Consider the following 18,724-nt stretch of genomic DNA (forward strand, 5'->3'; position numbering starts at 1 on the left):
GCAGTCACTCGATCCGCAGGCCGCCGACAAGCTTGTCGAGGACCTTCTGGGCCGCACCGGCCAGGCTTTCACGGGACCAGCCGGCACGGGCGCCGCTGTTGCTCCAGAGCACCTTGCCGGTGCCGGCCTCGACCACCCGCAGGCTGATGCCCACCGCCGGCTCGCCATCCAGGCCGTTCTTGTATTGCCACTCCTCGACGCTGCCGGACACCACGTAGTCGAGCTTCTGCTCACGGGCCCAGTCCATCGCCCCGGCCAGGCGCTCGTTATCGTCGAGCAGGGCCTGTTCACCCTGCCCCGGCGCGCCGGCATAGACCTGCGGTTGCAGGCCACGGCTGCTCAGCACGCTGAGCAGGATCTGCTCACTGCGCTCGCCGGCCTGGGGCGTCTGCGAATAGTTGACCAGCGGCAACACGCCCCAACGGGCCTTGCTGGACAACTCGGGGCTGCTCTGGCTGGTAAAGCTGCTGCAGCCGGCCATCAGCACGGCGGCCATTGCCAGACTCACGCAACGAATGGATTGCATAAGGTTAACTCCTCTTTGAATTCCATGATCAGCGTCCGAAACGCACGCTGTAACTGACACCTGCGGTACCGCCGGACTTGCCCGTGCCGCCTTCCGGCGCCGACTGGTAGCCGAAGGTCACTGCCAATTCGTCATCCCCCAGCACTTCGGTGCCGATACCGGTACTGATTGCATAGTTGATGGTGTTGTCGGTCCACTGCCAGCCCGAACTGACATCCACCAGCCAGGTGTACTGCCCGCGTGTGCGGTTCAGTGCGCCCGGGAAACCGCGCCGCCACGAACTGCCGAAGAACAACTGGCCGTAGCGTTTCTGCAGCAGGGTCTGGCTGGTGATCTCGCTCGGGTCGTCCAGTTCGAGTCCGACCAGGTCCAGCGCACCGCCCTGGGTGCTCGCCAGGTTGGGCAACGAACGGTTGTTCAGGCTGTTGTGCTGATAGTCGATACCGCTGCGCAGTTCCCAGTTCGGCCCTTCGAACTGCAAGGTATGGTCGAACTCGATCTTCAGCGCCTGGCCGTTGCCCAGGTCATCGCCGCCACGGGTCGAGAACGAACGCTGGGCCAGGTTCCACGACAGTTGGTCGCGGGCCGAGTAGCGATGGCGTCCGCCCACCCAGACATCGTCCTGGCGGCCGAAGGCGCGCATCAGCCCGGTGTCTTCGTTCTTGCGGTGCCAGTCGGCGCCGACATCCAGCTCGTTGCCGCTGTCCACCTGCCAGGTGCGGCTGACCCCGAGGCCGTTGCGATCATCGTCCTTGCGCAGGCTGCTGTCGAAGATCAGCTTGTAGTTGCCGTTCTCCAGTTGCCGCTGCAAGGTCAACTCGGTATTGGTCTCGCTGCCCAGGCGCGATGAGTCCACGGTATCGCCACTGTATTGGCCCTGCTCCAGCACCAGCTTGGCGTACCAGTTGTCATCCAGGTTACGCGCGGTGGTCAGGCGTGGACCGTTGAACACCAATCCACCATAGTCCTGTCGCTGCCAGGAAAACAGCATGCCCTGCGGGGTCCGCTCGGTCATCTCGATGGCCTGGCGGCGCAATTGCTCGCGGATCGCCGGCGGCTGTTCGTCGCCCAGGGCCGACAGGTCGACGGCCAGCGCTTCGCCGCCGCGGCCGAGACTGTTCAGAGCCTCGACCTGCTGTGCCGGATCCAGGTCGCCGCTGGCCACCAGGCGTTCGAGGGCCTGGCGGTTGCTGCCGCGCAAGGCTTCCTGGATCTGCTCGTAGCCGCTGATCTTCAGGCCACGACTGCGAGCCCAGGCCAGCCAGTCATCTTTCTGCGCCGACTGGTTGATGTCATCCAGGCGCGCCAGCAACTGATCGAACCACAGTTGCAGCATCGGCTTGGAACCGTCCAGCCACTGCATCGCCTTGTTCTGCGCCTTGCGCGACGAATAACTGCTGGCCAGCAGGCGCAGCCAGGTCGAGTAACCCTGCGGCGTGGCGCGAATCAGTTCCGGGGTCACCTCGCGGTTGAGCTTGAGCCGCAGACGCTGGGCCGAATCGGCGTAGCCGGCGCCTTCCAGGGCATCGGCGTAGGCGGCCTGGACCATCCAGTCGCCAGGGTTGGCTTGCAGGTACAGGCGATACCAGGCCAGGGCCTCGGTGTTGCGCCCGACCAGTTGACTGGCGGCGGCAAACGGCAGCCACAGGGTGCTGTCACTGCGTGCCAGGGCCCGCCATTGTTGCAGCAACGGCTTGATCTCAGCGGTGCGACCGAGGTCGACATACAGCCACATCAGGCGTTCGCGGAACGTATTGTCATCCGGGAAACGGCTCAGCCCCAGGCGATACAGGCGCAGCGCCTCGTCGGTCTGTCCCTGCTGCACCGCCAGCGCGCCACGGGCCGCCAGCACCTGGGAGCGCTCGGAAGCATCCGGGTACTCCTCGGCTTCCTTGAGCAGGTCGATCACCAATGGCCAGTCCTGGAGTTCCTGGGCCAGTTGCAAGGCGGCCACCAGACGCTGCGGGTTGTGGCCCTGGCGCCAGCTATCGACGGTCAACTGCAAGGCCTTGCGTGGATCGCGGCTGCGATAGAGGGCAATCAGCTCGCTCTCGTCGCCGAGATTGAGCGAGCCCTTGATGACCAGCATTTTTTCCAGGGCGACCCGCAGTTCCTCGTCCTTCTCCAGGTCCCAGGCCAGTGCGGCACGGGACTGCCAGTAATTGATATCGTCGATCCTGTTGCCGTCGACCGCCGTGATCACCTGCCAGGCCGACTGGCTGTCAAACAGCTTGAGGTAGTTGTTGGCCCAGTCCACCCGCTCGGTACTGCTCAGCGGGTAACGCTTGGCAAAGTTCTTCCAGACGTCCAGGCGTGCCTGGTACTGCTCGGTGTTTTCCAGGTTCTGCAACAGACGGACCCAGGCCAGTCGGTGTTTCGGGTACCGGGTCACATAGCTGCGCAACCACTTCTCGGCCTGTTCGGGGGTGCCGCGCGACTCTTCGGCGTACACCAGGGCATCGAGCTCTACGTCGGTCAGCGCGCGCTTGTGCATGATCCCCGCCAGCACCGGGATGCCCCGGTCGAAGTCGTAGGTCTGCATCGCCAGGCGCCAGGTGTGCTCGAACTCGGCCGGGTTGTCGCGCAGCTTGCTCAGGTCGATCCAGTAACCCAGCGCCGACGCCGAGTCCCCCTGCCATTCGGCGATATGCGCCATCTGCTCCAGCAGCAACGGGTCTTGCGGACGCTGTTCGAGCAGTTGCAGGCCTACCGTGTGGGCGCCCTCGAGATCACCGAACGCCAAACGCTGCTTGAACTCCTTGGCCAGGACTTCCGGGCTGTCGGGCTGCAACTTGCGCCAGGCGCTGAAGAACTGCTCGGCCAGGTCAACGCGGTTATGCGCTACGGCTACATCGACACCCTGGTCAAGCAGGGTCGGATTGAATTCGCTCTCTGGCTGCGTGGTCAGTTCCTTGGCCAGCAGCTCGGCGGCCTGATCGCCACGGTCCGCCGCCACCAGGCCCTTGAAGGCTTCTTCGAGAAGCTGTCGGCGCTCTTCAGGCTTCTGGCTGCCTTCGAGCAGTTGCACATAGATATCGGCAGCCCGGCCGGGCTGTTCGCTGGCCAGGTACCACTTCGCTGCTTCGGCCAGCCACCGGTCGCGCTGCTTGGGATCACGACGAGCCAGTTCGGCATAGGCATCGGCCGCCAGGCCCGGGGCCTGGGCGCTCAGGGCCAACGCGGGAAGGCGTTCGAGCTGCGCTGTCGGCAACTGCTTGTAGTCAAAAGCCTTGAAGCGCGCGGCCAGGGCCTGCAAGGCGACGCTGTCAGTGCTGTTGTTCAAGGCCAGGGCATCGAGCTGCAAGCGGTAATAGTTCTTCAGCGTCGGATCGGCCTGCGGCCAGTCGGCCAGGTGCTTTTCCGCGCGCGGGTAATCACCCAGCTGGATCAGCAGGTCGAGCAATTGGGTGCGCAGTTCGCTGTTTTGCGGATGCGCCGCCAGCAGCACCTCGGCATAGCTGGCCGAGACCTCGTCCGGCTGACCGCCCTTGGGACGGAACGCGTCCTCGTTGCGAAAGGTCGCCCACAGCAATACGCCGACAGCGATCGCCACCAGCAGCAGCGCCCAGGGATTGAGCAGCCGCGCGCTTTTGGTCTTAGTTGCAGAGGAGTTGGGCATCACTCACCTGCTTCATTGGAAGTTGGAAAAGCCACAGGCCCTGTTCGGACTTGCCGGCGTAACGCTGGCCCTGGACCTCGACCCGACAGGCACTGGCCGAGCGCACCGAAAACTCCAGGTTGAATTCGCCGGCGAAGGAGAACGTCACCTGTCGGTCATTCACATAACGCCAGTCCCGCAAGGGAATATTCGCCAGCTCCAGCGCCGGGCGTGGGTCACGCTCGGGTCGCAGGGCCAACAGTGCGTGATCGCTGCTCAGTGCCACATAACGGCCCTGGGGCAGATCGCGGACACCGGCCACGCCCTGGGAACGAGCGAGATCCGGCCAGCCCAGCGCCGGATCCAGGCGCAGGGTGCGCAGGCCATCCATGCCGCGAACCTGCCAGTCACCGTTGGCCGTGCGGGCCAGGCTGGCCTGGTACAGGCCGTGGACCCGATCCAGGTAATCGCTCATCCACAACGACAGCGGTTGCTGGCCGCGCATGAACTGGTAGATATCGGTCATGGCCTTGATCGAGGCCTGCTTGGTGCCCGAATAGAAGTGATAGTACAGATGGATACCGCGCAGGCGCCGTGGACTGTCGGTCAGCTCGAAGGTGTCGATCACATCGCGGAAACCGTAGTACGGGCCCTTCCACAGGTTGGTGTACATGTTCTCGTTGATCACCGGCGCGTAGTACTGCAGGCCGCCTTCGGTGGGACGCAGCAACGGATAGAGGCCGGTCAGTGACGGATTGGCCTTGGTCAGGATCGTCTGCCCGCCGTTGACGTTTTTCAGCCCGGCGTCATAGGCCATCTTGATGGTCTCGGCGCTCGGCAACGCGTCGCCCGGCCAGAAGATCATCTTCACCGGCTTCTTCGCGGTGGTCAGGCGACTGTTGATGTAGTCCCGCGAGCCGAAGATCTCGCGCTTGTAATCGAGGGTCTTGTAACCCGGGATATTCAGGCGCAGGCCGTATTCGGCATGGAAGTCCTCGTCCTGCCTGGCCTTGTCGGGCTGCATGTAGAACGGATGGCTGTAGGTGTGGCTGGCGACCTCGACCTTGGGATCGGCAAAGATCTCCTGGGCGATCGGCTCCAACTCTTTGGCGAGGAACGGCGACATGCCCTTGGGCCCGACCTCGCCTTCGATGATCGACACCGACGTCAGGAACGGATTGGGACGAATGTAGTCATCCAGCACCTGGCGCCCGGAATACGGTGTGCCGCGCACTTCGGCGTGGGACGGGAAGCCGTCGCCATCGATATGCACCGTGGCAATCCGCCGGCCGTTCTCGGTGGTGGTGTCCGGGCGCGGCTGGACCGGCAGGCGCAGGGCTTTCTGGACAAAGGCGAACGGATCGAGAATCCAGCGGGTACGTTCGACGTTGGCTTCCACCACATAAGGGGCCAGTGCCATGCCGCCCCAGTTTGCGGTGACCACCGGGGCGAACTTGCCGCCCTTGTCGTCACCCAGCAGCAGGGCCGGTTTGGGCCCGTCGGGCAGCAGCGTGACCCGGGTCAGTTCACGGCTACGCGCCACCACCGGTGCTTCAAAGGCACCGATCAACGCCTTGTCCTGGCTCAGCACATGCAGCCCATCGCGAGCCCCCGGCGCAGCCAGGTTCAGGCCCAGGCGCTTGAGCAATGCGCGATCCTCGATCGGCAGGCCGGCCATGATCGCCAGCGGCACCTGCTCGTCCAGGCGTTTGCCTATCCAGCTGTAAAAGGCACGGCTGTCCTGGGGCGGGCCACTGGTCATCCATATCACCACCCCGGCGTACAGGCCGGCAAAACCATGGGACGGCAGGCTGTCGTCCACCGGCAGGTAATCCACCCGATAACCGAGGTATTCCAGCAGGCCACCGAGCATCCGGTGCCCGGCGTGGTCGTAGAGTTCACCTTCACGGGGGTCATAAAGCATGGCGATGCGGCGCGGCTGCACTTCCACGGCGCTCATGCTCAGGGCATTGAGATCCGGAGTAGTGACCACCGGGACAAAGCCTTCCTGGCTCAACTGGCGGACCAGCTTGCGCGCCTCTTCACGACGGTTCGGCGGCAGGTAATCGATGGCCACCAGCGGAATATTCTTTGCCCGCAGCGGCTTGAGTTCACCTTCCAGCCAGTTGCGGTCAGACTCCGACACCGGCCGATAGCGCTTGGCCGAGGCATCCCAACCGGCATGGATCGATTCGACGGCCACGGCCGAGGCCACGCCATCGAGTTCGCCCAGCACTTCGAAGCCACGGTTGAAGAACAGCTTCAGGGTTGGCTGACGACTGTGCAGTTCACGCAGGAAGGAGGCCAGTGCCTGGCGTTGTGGTTCACGATTGGCTTCAGGGAGCAGTTGAAAACTGTCGAGGGTATCGAGGAACAGACCGGCATAGCCCTGCTCCTGCAATGCCTTGGCGCGTTTGAACAGGTGCTCGCGCCAGGCCGGCGTGGCAATGTCCATGACCTGGCTGTCCCAGGCCTTGTTGCGGATGGTGCTCGCACCCTGGCTCAGGGCTTCCTTGTCCAGGGCGGCACGGTCGCCGTCGAATTCGCCCACCGACAGGTAGGCGAACGGCTGGCTGCCGAGTTTGCGCAAGGTGGCGACATCGGCGCGGGTCATATGACCGGGTTCGACCACGCTCCATTCGAACTGCGCCAGTTCCTCCAGCGGTGGCCGCTCGGCGTACCAGAACCCGACGCTGGCAGGGGCCGCCGGCGCGGCCTGCACGACCGAATGGGTCGCACACAATGCCAACGCGGTGAACAGACGCCGTACCACTTTACAGACACGGCAGACACGCGCCCTGCGAAACTCGATTTCCATAACTTACTCTTCAGTAGATCAATCCGCACAACATCAGACTACCGACACCCCGCGCACGGAGTGCCTGCAAGGCGATGGAACTAGAGACTGCGGTAAAGTCGTGCCAGGCCTTCGGTCATGACGGTCGGCGTGCCCAGGTCGAAACGCTCGCGCAGGCGGCGGTTGTCGGCCTTGGAGTGGCGGATGTCCCCGGAGCGGGCCGGAGCATGGCTCACGTTCAGCGGCTGGCCGCCGATCTGCCCGAGGGCGGCAATCAGGTCATTGAGGGTGGTTACCCCACTGAGCCCGACATTGGTGGCATCCGGAGTGGCTTGTGGGCGCTCAAGGCCCTGGACGAGGATCTTCACCAGGTCTTCGACATAGACGAAATCGCGGGTTTGCCCGCCATCACCGAACACCGTGATCGGTTGTCCGGTCTTCGCCCGTTCGCTGAAAATGCTGATCACCCCGGAGTACGGCGAGGACGGATCCTGGCGCGGCCCGAAGATATTGAAGAAACGCAGGATCACCGGTTCCAGGCCGTGCTGGCGGCGATAGAAATCCAGGTAGTACTCGCTGGCGAGCTTATCCGCCGCATAGGGCGTGAGGGGCGCTTTGGGCGTGTCTTCATCGATCGCGGTGCCCTCCCCGTTATTGCCGTACACCGCGGCACTGGAGGCAAATACCACCCGACGGATACCGGCGGCGATCATCGCCTCGCACACCCGCAGGGTGCCGATGAAATTGCTCCGATGGGTGCGTACCGGATCTTCGACCGAGGCCTGCACCGACGCGACGGCGGCCAGGTGCACCACCGCACTGCAACCCTGCATGGCTTCAGCCAGGGTGGCGGCATCGGCAACGTCGCCGACCACCAGCTTGAGGCAAGCATTGTCCATCGGCAGGTTGCTCACCTTGCCGGTGGAGAGATCGTCCAGTACCCGAACGGCATGACCTTTGGCCAGCAGTGCATCCACGAGGTGCGAACCAATGAAGCCGGCGCCCCCAGTTACCAGTATCCGTTCGGCAGACATAGATCATCCCAAAAGAAAAAACATCGCAATCCCAGCGCATGAAGCTAGCACTTGCGGGGAATAAGGCATGGCCCTGAGCCGTAATCACTGGCCTTCCCTGTAGTGCCCCACCCGCTTTAAAGGCTGTACCGCCTTTTCATGGAGAACCTTCAGAACGCTGGCGTCAAAAAAACATTAATAAAATCAAGCAGCCAACGGCGTCATAGTGGGATATCGCGCGGCGACCGTCAACAATATGTCGAGACTTTTTAAATATTCGAACGACTTTTATGAATAAGCCAATATTTTGACCTGCCACCCCAAAAAAGCTATACGAGCGAACCGGCCAAGCGGATGCAGCGGATCGGAAAATATCAACGCTACGACTCGCCCTGATCGTTCCCACGCTCCGCGTGGTAATGCAGCCCGTGACGCTCAGCGTCACAAGAGCGGACGCGGAGCGTCCTGAAAGGCATTCCCACGCTGGAGCGTGGGAACGATCAAAGTCAGTTCAGGCGATAATCCGTTATTCAAACCACTCCCGCCGCGCCCTGAAGGTGTGCAGGATCAGCTCGACAATCATCTGCACTTCTTCCCTGCCCCCGGCGTCACGCTGGGTGGCCAGCCAGGCACGGCGTTGCATGCTTTCGTCGAACAACCCGGGCAGCGCCGCCAGCCCGCGGTCGAAGCGGGTGATGTAGCGCGGCAGCAAGCCGATGCAGGCGCTGCAACGGATCATTTCCAGCATCAGTTCGTAGGAATGCACTTGCACCACACCGGCCAGGCGCTGCTCCACCAGGCTGTTCCACGGCTGGAAGCCCTCGATATGGCGGTCGTGCTGCCACTGCACCAGCATGTAGTCTTTCAGATCGTCCAGGGAGTCCGGGCGCACCGCCACGCGTGAGTAGCGCTTGGCGATATGCGGCAGGTAATCAAGTTGCGCCAGGGCTTGTGGTTCGCTGATGTCGAAACTCGGTCCCGGCCATGGCGAATCGACGCCCGACAACCAGACCACCACATCGGCGCTCAGGGCCTGCAAGGACAAGGCACTGTCCACCGGGATGATTTCCAGGCGCACGCTGGCATTGCGGCGCAGCAAGCCGATCAGGTCACGGCCGAGGATGTCGTGCAGGATCGATTCGGCGATCGCCAGGCGCACCCGCGGTTGCTCAATGACCGGCAACCGCCGCTCATGGGCCAGGGCGATCAACCGCGCCTGTAATTGCTGGCCGTCGCGACTGAGGATCAGCGCGCTGCCCTGGTACACGAACAGCGGGTGACCGAGTTGTTCTTCGAGCAACGCCAATTGCTTGCGCAATTGGGTCGATTTGATATTCAGGCTGCGCGCCGCCTGCATGAAACAGCCGCAACGGGCGCTGGCGAGAAAGAACCGCGCGGTTTCCGCCTCGATCCGTTCGGCCAGCGCCAACCACGGCTCGCGGGGTCCAACCGGGCCGTGGTACTTCGTGGAGCCCATGCGCTGGGCGGATTCGTTCAATGACATCATTCAGACTCCCTGTCGACGCCTGACGGCGCCCAACCATCCAATGGCAGTTTCTGGTTCAGCGTTTCTCTTCAAGCACCTGGTTGAGGACCGCACCGTCGATACTCAAGGTCGCGGTGTTGAACATGCCTTCCAGGTAGGCCTTGGCAATCTGTTCCTGACGCTGGCTGCGCAGGGCATCACGCAGGCGGTCGCGCAACTCGTCGAGGGTGGCCGTGCGCGACGGCTGCAACTCGGTGAGCTTGACGATATGGAACCCCGCCGCGCTCTGTACCGGGTCCGCCACCGCGCCGACCTTCAGCCGCGACAGCGCGCCACGGATTTCCGGAACCAGTTGCTGCAAGGGTTGCAGGCCCGAGTCGCCGCCGCGTTTGGCAGTGTCGCGGTCCTGGGAATACTGGCTCGCCAAGGCGGCAAACTCCCCCGGTGCGGCCTGGGCACGACGGCTCAGGTCCACTGCCTGCTTGCGTACGCTTTCCAGCGCCTGCTGATCGGGCACCGCGAGGAAGATCTGGCTGACCCGGTACAAGGGCGGCGTTTGCCAGGCCGATTTGCCGCTCTCGTAGGCCTGCTGCAGTTCTTCGCCGCTCGGATAGTCAGCCGGTACCTGGCTGACCGACGCCAGGTAATTACGCAAGACGATCTGTTCGGTAGCGGCGCGGGTCTGCTGTTCGATCTCCGGGCGCTGGCGCCAGCCCTGGGCATCGGCCTGTTCGAGCACCGCCTTCTCCGCCAGGCGACTGCGAATCCAGCTTTCCAGCGCTGCGCGGTTACCGCGCAATTGCTCGCGCGATTCAGCCGGTAGCGTCGCCAATAGCGCCTTCAGTTCCTCGGGCGCCACTTGCTGGTTGCCCAGGCGGGCGACGGCCGGGTCATTCGCCGCCAGCTGCACGACGGAAGGTGGCGGCTGCACCGCCGCCACCGGATCATTACCCGGACGCATGGCCAGGGCGACCGCCCCGACCAGCACGGCCAGCGCACCGGCGCCGGCCAACAGGTTGCTTTTTTTCACAGGGCCGCCTCCTCCTCATGTGCCGCCGGTTCAGCCAGGGCTTGCGGTTGCGCCTGCAATTGCGCGGCGTGCTGGCTGTACTCACGCAGGTAGACAATGAACTCCTGCAGCAGGCGATCCCACAGTTCCAGGTTGCCACGCAGGTAGTTCAAGCTGACACCGGCAGCCACCACCACGTCCATTTCCATCACCAGGAACTCACCCTGCACCGACAGGCGGGCAAAGCGCCGCGAAGCGTTCCACAACTCCGCCAGGCCGGCCGGCAGTTCGCCCTGGACCCGCAGCGCGCAACTGTAGGTGAAGTCGACATAATCGCCCTCTTGTACCGCCGGGTTGCCGAAACGCACGGCGTAACCGATGCCCTGGCTGGCGCTGAGCAGTTGCACGATACCGTTCTGGTCGGTGCGGTTGACCCGATAGCCGGCGCCTTGCAGCAGTTCGGTCAGGCTGTCCGGATTCACGGTTTCGATCAGGTGTTCGCTCATGGGATCTTCCTTGCTGGTCATTGATTGAGCGATGCGTGGCTCGCATCGAACTGGTTCTTGTAGAGGTCGTCGCCAAAGGCCTGGGCCATTTCCTCGAACTTGACCCGGGCGCTGCCGGCGAAGGGTTGACGGATTTTCATCACCTCGGCCACGTCGATTTTTTCGTAGGCGGCGAGGATCTCCTTGGCGATCCCGTACATCTGTTGATTCTTGGCCGAACATTGCTGCACTTGTGTGTCACGCTCGGTCAGTTGTCCTTGCAGCTTGGCGCGTTCGGCCTCCTTGGCCTTGGCCATCACCAGCAGGTCGTCATAGGCTTTCTTGAACTTGCCCAACTGCTCGTTGGCGGCTACCGAGAAGGCCTGGGCCTGGCTCTGCAGGGCCTGTTGCTGGCCGGCCAACTGCTCACTCAGGCCCTTGGCCTTGGCCAGTTCGGCGGTCAATTGTTTGATCTGCGCCTGGGCCGCCTTGGCCTGGTTTTCCGCGGCAAGCCGCGCCGCGCTGGCCTGGGCCTGCTCGCTTTGCAGCGCCTGCAATTGCTGGGTAGTGCTGCGCAACTGGGTGCGCAAGCGCTCCTCCATGCCTTCGGCGCTGGCGCCGTTGGCCAGTGCCACGCCGACCGCCAGCAACAACGTCGACCAGCGCACCTGGGCTCGCATGTTCATGGGTCCTCCCTCGCGCTTAGAAGCGCGTGTTGATTTCAAGCTGCATGACATCGATATCGAATGGCGCGCCATACACCGTCTCCGAATTGAGCCAGCGCGCGGTGGCGATCACGTTCTTGTCCAGGCCGTAGTTGGCGCCGAGGAAGAAACCCTTGGCGTTGGTGCCGCCGAGGTGGAACGAGGAATCGTTGAAACCGTCCGGCAAGGCGTCCGGCTGGATGTACTTGTAGCCACCGAAGACGTTCCAGTCGCCCTTGCGCTTGAGTTCCAGCGCGTTGCCGAGAGTGAACTGCACCATCATTGCGTTGGCGCCGCTTTCCACCTTGCCGTCGTTGTCCAGGTTGTTGACGATCTGGCCTTCGGAGCGCTTGGTCATCTCGCCTTCGTCGTAGCCCAGGTTATGCACGTAGTTGACGTGGCTGCGCAGCTTGAAGTCTTCCGGCAGTTCGCTGTCGAGCACCAGGTTCAGGTCGATCAGGTTGAACTCCGAAGCCAGGCCGACGAATTGCGGTTGCGGGGTCTTGGCCGGGTTCGTCGGGTCCGGGGTGATATTGCGCAGCAGGAACACCGTGTTGCCTTTCTGCATGAACGCCGAGCGCGTGCCGTCGGTGTCGCAGCCAGGATCGCCGTTCCACGGTTCACATGGACTGGAGCGCTTGCCCTCGATATTGTCGAAACGGTAGTAGGCCAACGCGCCCTTGAGGCGGTTGTGCTGGCTGAACTGCCAGTTGGCGCCGATCTGGCCGCCATACAGCCATTTGTTGTCGCTGGCCTGCTTGTCCGAACCATTGCTGGTGAAGGTATCGTTGCTGTATTCCACCGGGAACGCGCCGACCGTGCCGAACAGGCCCCAATCGGCGTTCAGCTTGCGGTCGAAGACGGCGGCGATGCCGTCGAAGTTCAGGTCGGTGGAGTACAACATGTCGGTGGAGAAGAACGGGTTGGCCATCCGCCCGCCGGTGATGCTCACATAGTCGTAGGGCTTCCAGGTCAGGTAACCCTGGTCGAGCCAGATATCCTTCTTGGCAAAGCCGCCGCCCAGGGTCTGGGTGGTGGACACCGGGTTGTTGTCCGAACCGGTGCCGATCCGCACGCCGGCCATCCACTCCGGGGAAATCACTGCTTTCATGCCCAGCCGGGCCCTGATCCGGAACAGGTTCTCGCGGTCTTCACGGGTATTGAGCAATGGCGGCAGGCCGGTGGAACTCTGTGGATTGACGTCATAGGGACCGTTGGCGTTGAGCTTGGCGAAATCGATGATTTCCTTGCTGTTGATGCCCGAGCTGCCGTTGGCATCGTTGTCATTGCCACCGGCGTAATAGCGCGACTCGTCGCGCAGGCGGATATCGCCATCGAAACTGATCCGCGACACCCAGTCCGGGAAGGTATTCGGTTGCGCCCAGTTCTCCTGCTTGGCGGTGGCCATGACTTCGGCCTTGACCTGGTCGCGGATCTGGTCGCGGACGATCGCCGGGACGTATTGCACCCGCACCTCACCCGGCGTTGCCGCCGGTGCGCTGGCTGCGACGGCGTTGGCCTGGCGTGCCTGGACCGCTTCCTTCTCGGCCTGGGCGATCAGGCCGTCGGCCTGCTCCTTTTTCAGCACGCCCTGCTGCACCAGCAGCCGGATCAGATTGATCGTGGCGTTCTCCGAAGGCGCGGTCTGGGCCGTCGCCTGTCCGACCAGGGTCGCGATGACCAGGCCGACCGCCAGGCTCAATCGATTCACATTGGAAACCATTTGCACTGAACTCCTTAGACAAGACTGCACATGTATGGGGCTAGCCGGGACGGCGGCCTTGCAGGGAAATGCGCACCGGCAAGGTCATCGAGGCCGGTGGCCGTTCGTTTAATCGAGGGGCGGCGCGCAAGGCGGCCAGCACCTGTGTATCGAGCTTCGGATCGCCACTGGACTTGACCAGCTCGACCCGGGTGATTTCTCCGGCGGCGCTGAGCCAGACATCGGTCTGCAGCGAAAACGCCAGGTTGCGCAGGTCAGGGTTCTCCTTGAGCACGCGCTGGAAGGTGTACGCGAGGAACTGGCTGTAGGTGCCGTTACCCAGTCGTCCACCGCCGGCACCGGCCATGCCACCGCCCTTGCCCGCGCCGATGTTGAAGGCATCGCCACCGGCCTGGGCATCGCCGTCGATCTGCATCGGGTTGGCCAGGTCGTCCGCCGGTGAGGGCGGTGCTTCTTCCTGTGGCTTGACCTCTTCAGGTTCGGGCGTCGGCTCGGGCACCTTCTCTTCCACCGGGGTCTCCGGCTCCGTGGGCTTTTCCGGCTCAGGAGGCGGCGGTGGTGGCGGAGGCGGTAACGGGATGATCATCGGCACCTTCGGCGCTTCGCGACGGACCCCGCTCATGTCGTGGGCCCACTGCCACAGGAACCACGCGGCGGCGGCGCCCAGCAGCAACCCGGCGCCCCACTTCACCAGGCGCAAGGGCGACTTCTTCACGGGATCGGGGCTGATCGGTAATTTGGCGGTCATGGTCAGCCCTGGTTCGGTTTGCCGGTGACCAGCCCGACCTGGGACAGCTCCAGGCGTCGCAGCAGGTCGAGCACTTCGATCACTTTCTGGTACTGCACCGTGGCGTCGCCACGCACGATGATCGGGAAGTCCGGGCTCTGCGCCTTCTCGATACGCAGGCGCTCCTCCAGCTCCGGTAAGGTCACCGGGTACGCGTCGAGGAACACCTGGCCACCGTCGTTGACCGAGATGGCCTTGGTCTTGGCCTCGGACAACGACACCGAGGCACTGGCCTTGGGCAAGTGGATCTGGATCCCCGAGACCTGGGCCGTGGCGGTGAGGATGAACATCACCAGCACCACCATCAGCACGTCCACCAGGGGCGTGATGTTGATGCTGTCGACGGCGGCATCGTCATCGTCGTCATGGGAGGTGTTTACGGAAGCCATGGCAGTTCCCCTCAGACCGACAGCATGTCGGCGACGTGATGATCGGCATGCGCAGCACGCCCGCGAGCGTTGTCGTGGGACTGGCCCTCGCCATGCATTTCCGCCAGGCGGGTGATGAACTCATCGACGAACACGCGCATGTCGGCACTGACTTCCTTGTTGCGGGTGATCAGGCGGTTGTAGCCAAACAGTGCCGGGATCGCGACGAACAGGCCCATGGCCGTGGCCAGCAAGGCCGCCGCCATGCCCGGGGCAATGGCGTTGATGTTGACGTCACCGGCCATGGCCGTACCGAGGAACACCACCATGATCCCCAGCACCGTCCCGAGCAGGCCGATGTACGGGCCGCCGGCAATGGCGTTGGAGAGGGTCGACAGCTTGGCGCTCAGTTGCTGGTTTTCCCGGGTGCGCACGCCGTCCATGGAGCAGCGGATGGCTTCGATGGTGGCGGCCGAGACCGACGAGGTATCGGCGCCCTGGGCGCGGCGGGTACGGATCTCCTTGACCGCCACCAGGTACAGGCGCCACAGCGAGGAGTACTCCAGCCGTCGGGCCAGGTCCTGGTCGTCGGCGAACATTTCCAGGCGCGTGCCGATCTGGCCGAACTGCTCGCGGAAGGCTTCGTTGGCGCGGCTGACGCGGCCCAGGGCGCGGTTCTTGCGGATCATGATGAACCACGACTGGATCATCATCAGCACCAGCACGGCGATGATCACCCAGGCATCCACCGGCACCGCCTTGAGCAGGAAGCCGAGACTGCCGAAGCCGAAGCCCGACTGTTCTTCGTCGGCACCATAGACCACCAGTTTCGATTCGGCGCCCTGGGCCGAGGCATCGGCCAGCAGCGCGGCGGCGGGACGCACGACCTTGGACAGGCGCAGTTCGTCGATGGCGCCGTTGAAGGCCTGGAAGGCACTCGAAGCCGGCGCCGCCGGATCAGCGGCAGCCACGGGCGGAACGTCGCCACCGATCGCGATCAACGAATTGAAGGCCGGCACTTCCTGGGCTAGGGTCGCGGTTTCGCGACCGTTGACGAATACCGCCACCTTGCTGCCCTGGGCGGTCAGTGCCAGGTGCTGCCATTGACCGGGATTCAGTGCCTGGGTCGACACCACGCGCTGACCGTTGATCTCGATGAATGGTATGCCCTGGCTGACGCCGAGCAGGAAGGCATGAGCGCCTTCGCGACGGGCCATCAACAGTTGCTCACCCGAAGCCTGGTCCAGACGTACCCAGGCACTCAGGGTGAACGCTCCGCCGGCGGTGTATTGCAGCGACGGGCTGGCCGGCAGCAGCAGCGGCTGGCCGCCGAACTGCAACGCCCCGCCGATCACGCCATCGATACGGTTGCCGGTAGCATTCTGGGCATTGTTGGAAAATGCCGTGGCGTCCTTGGGCGGCGTGGCGGCCGCGCCGTCGAAATGGTAGACGGCGGTGTAGTTCGGCTCGAAGGCCAGTTGCCCGTTGCTGGTGGCCGGGGCCTTCTGGTTGCCGTAGTACATCCAGATGTCCTGGCGCTGGCCGCCTTCGATCTTCGGCACATCGACCCAGATCAGCGCCATGCCCATCAGCGGGTCGAAGCTTTCGATCTGGTAATTGAGCACGGTCTTGTCATCGGCGGCGACAAAGCGCAGGTCCGAACCGTCTTCCTTGACCCCGTCGAAGGTGAAGTTGCCGGTGTGCAGGCGTACCAACAGGCTGGTGCGGCCCAGGGCCTCGTTGATGGCCGCGCCCTGGGGCGTGGTGTCGACGGTGATCTGCTTGCGGTAATGCCAGTCATCCTGCCACCAGGCCTGGGCAGTGGCCGGGAGCACGAAGCCCAGGCAGATCAACAGGAAAGTCATCAGGCGCTGCATGAAAAATGCTCCTTTTTATGGGTTCAGAAAGTGGCTTGCAGGCTGAAGTGCAAACGTGGGTCCTGTTTCTTGGTGTTCGGTCCGTCCAGCAACGGGTAGCCCCAGTCGAGGCTGCCGGACAGCCAGTCGACCAGGCTGGCGCGGGTGCCCAGGCCGACACTGGCGAGGCTGTAGTCCGATTGCTGTTCGATCAGCGGTTCACGCAGGTACAGTTGGGCGCCTTCGGCGAAGACATAGAAGCGCCACTCCTGGACATAGCTGCCGAGGAACTTGGCCAGCGAAGGTGTGCGCAGTTCCTGGGAGAGCAGATAACCTTCGTCACCGGTGCGCTCGGCCGCCAGGTAACCGCGCACCGAAGTGGCGCCACCGGCGGACATCTGTTCGTTGGAAACCAGTGGGCTCGAGGTCAGCTGGAACGATGCCTTCGAGGCGCTCTGCCAGTCGCCGAGGAAGCTCCAGGTGTAATTCAGGTCGCCCTTGAGCACCGTGAAACTGGGACTGGCCTTGTAGCGCTTACGGCCGAATTCCTGACCGTCGCTGCCATAACCGAAGAACGCCCGGGTGCCGGCCACCAGGCTCAGGCCCAGGCCCAGCTGGGAGCTCTCGGTATAGCGATAGCCGTTGTAGCCCAGGGTGATCGGTGCGTACTTGAGCGGCACGGTGTCGCTGCTGCCACCGAACTTGAGCTGCTCCTCGAAGTCCTTGAAATCCACACCTAGGGAAAACGAGTTGGCCCAGGCATCCGATGCCGGCAGGCTGTAGATTCCGGAAATGCCATAGGAGTGGCCCTTGCCCAGGACATTGCTGCCACCGATGGTCGCGACGTTACTGTCGGACTTGTACCCGGACAGTTGCACCGACCAGCGATCGGTGATGGGTGCGGTATAGGACCCTGACCAGACCTTGGCGTTGTCCTGCTCTTGCGGCGCGGTGAAGTAGGTCAGGGAAACGCTGTGACCCCGTTGCCAGAGGTTGTCATAACCCAGCGAAGTGACCGCCCGCAGTTCCTGGGTGTCGGCGCTGTAGTCGTTGTTCAGGCCCAGGCTGGCGTGCCAGGGATTCTTGTCTTCCACTTGCAGGTCGACGTCCATGGTGCCGGGCCGCTGGCCCTCGCGAACCAGTGGCATGACCTGCCGCCCCGCCGTCTTGTTCAACGCCGCCAATTCGCCCTGGACATTGGCGAAGTTGGGCACCTCGCCCTCCTTCAGGGCCGGCACGTCATCGCGGATCTCGACCGGGGAGTAGTGCTTGGCACCGACCACGCGCACCCGTCCGACCTTGGTCTCGCTGACCTGCAGGTAGACGATGCCTTCCTCGACCTTTTGCTCGGGCAACTCGACAAACACCGACTGGTAACCCTTGGCCTGGTAGATTTTCTGCAAGGCATCCCGTGCGCCTTCGATATCGGTCAGGGCTTTGTGCGGGCCGAGAAACGGGTACACCGCTTCCTCGATATCCCGCGCATCGAGCACGGTATTGCCGCGCACGACGTACTCGTTGACATCCAACAGGCGCGCGGTAGCTTCCTCGGCCAACACTGGCCGTCCCAGCAGCGCCAGGGCCAATCCCGCGCACACTGGCAGCCAGCGCCCGGCGTTTATCGCTCGCGCCTCTTTGAAGAACAGATGCTTCACACCGCCCCCTAAATTCAGAAAGGTCTCGAATGAATTCGAAACCGTCGCGGCGGTGTTTCCCGCCGCTTGTTCGATCAATTGCTCGACAGCGCCGTGACCGCGTGCCTGGCGAGCCAGGTGTGCAGCAGGGCAAAGTTCAGGGAGAACTCCGGCATCTGCAGCAGCGCGCCACAGAACACCTCGCCGATGATTTTCTGGATCAGCGTCACCGCCCGCGGGTTGTCCAGCAGCGTGGCGATGTCTTTGCTGAGGATGTTGAAGTTCCAGACCTTCTGGTTCAGGTCCAGGCCGACGAACCAGCGGAACAGCAGGTTGTAATTGAGTTGTTCGTACAGTTGCTGCTCGCTGGGCACCGAATACAGCAGTTGCAGCAGGAGGATGTGCATGACCGTCTGCGGCGCGATCAGCATCTTCGAGTCGGCATTGAGCGCCAGCAGGACTTCACGGTGGTCGTCCAGCAGGTCATCGATCTGCGGGCGCAACAGCACCAGCGAGTGCCCCGACGGGATGTAGCTGGAGACCTCCTTCAAGGCCCCCTGCCAGTCCTCCTGGGAGACGATCCAGACCCACGGCGCCCCGTAGCGGTAGACCGACACCGGCTTCTTGCGCGCCGCTTCGACGATCTTCGACAAACGCTGGTCCAGCTCCTGCATGCCCACTTTCGAGTAACGTTCCATAGTCCCCATCCTCGATCTCCCCGCCTTCCCGTCATCCTCA

Annotated in this window: 14 protein-coding genes; all 14 read right to left on the minus strand. The window is 63.4% G+C overall.

Annotation, left to right across the window (positions count from 1 at the left end):
• Positions 1 to 4: 4 nt before the first annotated feature.
• Positions 5 to 526, minus strand: a complete 522-nt coding sequence (locus tag HX851_RS41295) for a penicillin-binding protein activator LpoB (RefSeq protein ID WP_177056796.1) — start codon at positions 524 to 526, stop codon at positions 5 to 7.
• 28 nt (positions 527 to 554) lie between these two features.
• On the minus strand, positions 555 to 4,145 hold the full coding sequence (locus tag HX851_RS41300; RefSeq protein WP_177063872.1) for a tetratricopeptide repeat protein: 3,591 nt from the start codon (positions 4,143 to 4,145) through the stop codon (positions 555 to 557).
• Complete coding sequence (locus tag HX851_RS41305; protein ID WP_177063873.1) at positions 4,123 to 6,942, minus strand: bifunctional glycoside hydrolase/polysaccharide deacetylase family protein; 2,820 nt, start codon at positions 6,940 to 6,942, stop codon at positions 4,123 to 4,125. The genes HX851_RS41300 and HX851_RS41305 overlap by 23 nt, the downstream gene beginning before the upstream one ends.
• Before the next feature lie 80 nt (positions 6,943 to 7,022).
• Positions 7,023 to 7,955 (minus strand): UDP-N-acetylglucosamine C4-epimerase PelX, encoded by a 933-nt coding sequence (gene pelX / locus HX851_RS41310; RefSeq protein ID WP_177056794.1) that lies wholly within the window; start codon positions 7,953 to 7,955, stop codon positions 7,023 to 7,025.
• 505 nt (positions 7,956 to 8,460) lie between these two features.
• Positions 8,461 to 9,438, minus strand: coding sequence for a LysR family transcriptional regulator (locus HX851_RS41315; protein WP_177063874.1), 978 nt, complete (start codon positions 9,436 to 9,438; stop codon positions 8,461 to 8,463).
• Positions 9,439 to 9,496: 58 nt separating this feature from the next.
• The gene (locus tag HX851_RS41320) at positions 9,497 to 10,450 is read right to left on the minus strand and encodes a peptidylprolyl isomerase (protein WP_177063875.1); all 954 of its coding nucleotides are present in this window, start codon (positions 10,448 to 10,450) and stop codon (positions 9,497 to 9,499) included.
• Positions 10,447 to 10,935, minus strand: coding sequence for a YbjN domain-containing protein (locus HX851_RS41325; protein WP_177056792.1), 489 nt, complete (start codon positions 10,933 to 10,935; stop codon positions 10,447 to 10,449). Before HX851_RS41325 ends, HX851_RS41320 begins: the two co-directional genes overlap by 4 nt.
• Before the next feature lie 17 nt (positions 10,936 to 10,952).
• The gene (locus tag HX851_RS41330) at positions 10,953 to 11,600 is read right to left on the minus strand and encodes a DNA repair protein (protein WP_370590637.1); all 648 of its coding nucleotides are present in this window, start codon (positions 11,598 to 11,600) and stop codon (positions 10,953 to 10,955) included.
• Positions 11,601 to 11,616: 16 nt separating this feature from the next.
• Entirely contained in the window at positions 11,617 to 13,341 is a 1,725-nt protein-coding gene (locus HX851_RS41335; protein ID WP_017128491.1) for a putative porin, read from the minus strand.
• A 40-nt stretch (positions 13,342 to 13,381) separates the two neighbouring features.
• A complete protein-coding gene (locus HX851_RS41340) occupies positions 13,382 to 14,089 on the minus strand; it encodes an energy transducer TonB (RefSeq protein ID WP_177063876.1) in 708 nt (235 codons plus the stop codon).
• Positions 14,090 to 14,091: 2 nt separating this feature from the next.
• Positions 14,092 to 14,517, minus strand: coding sequence for an ExbD/TolR family protein (locus tag HX851_RS41345; protein ID WP_017128493.1), 426 nt, complete (start codon positions 14,515 to 14,517; stop codon positions 14,092 to 14,094).
• Positions 14,518 to 14,528: 11 nt separating this feature from the next.
• Positions 14,529 to 16,373, minus strand: a complete 1,845-nt coding sequence (locus tag HX851_RS41350) for a DUF2341 domain-containing protein (RefSeq protein ID WP_177063877.1) — start codon at positions 16,371 to 16,373, stop codon at positions 14,529 to 14,531.
• A gap of 23 nt (positions 16,374 to 16,396) precedes the next feature.
• Complete coding sequence (locus HX851_RS41355) at positions 16,397 to 17,950, minus strand: ShlB/FhaC/HecB family hemolysin secretion/activation protein (RefSeq protein ID WP_369680896.1); 1,554 nt, start codon at positions 17,948 to 17,950, stop codon at positions 16,397 to 16,399.
• Positions 17,951 to 18,081: 131 nt separating this feature from the next.
• Entirely contained in the window at positions 18,082 to 18,684 is a 603-nt protein-coding gene (locus HX851_RS41360) for a transposase (protein ID WP_177063879.1), read from the minus strand.
• Positions 18,685 to 18,724 lie beyond the last annotated feature (40 nt).

It is taken from the genome of Pseudomonas gingeri (genome assembly GCF_013385635.1).
In the GTDB taxonomy this organism is placed as follows: Bacteria; Pseudomonadota; Gammaproteobacteria; order Pseudomonadales; family Pseudomonadaceae; genus Aquipseudomonas; species Aquipseudomonas gingeri_A.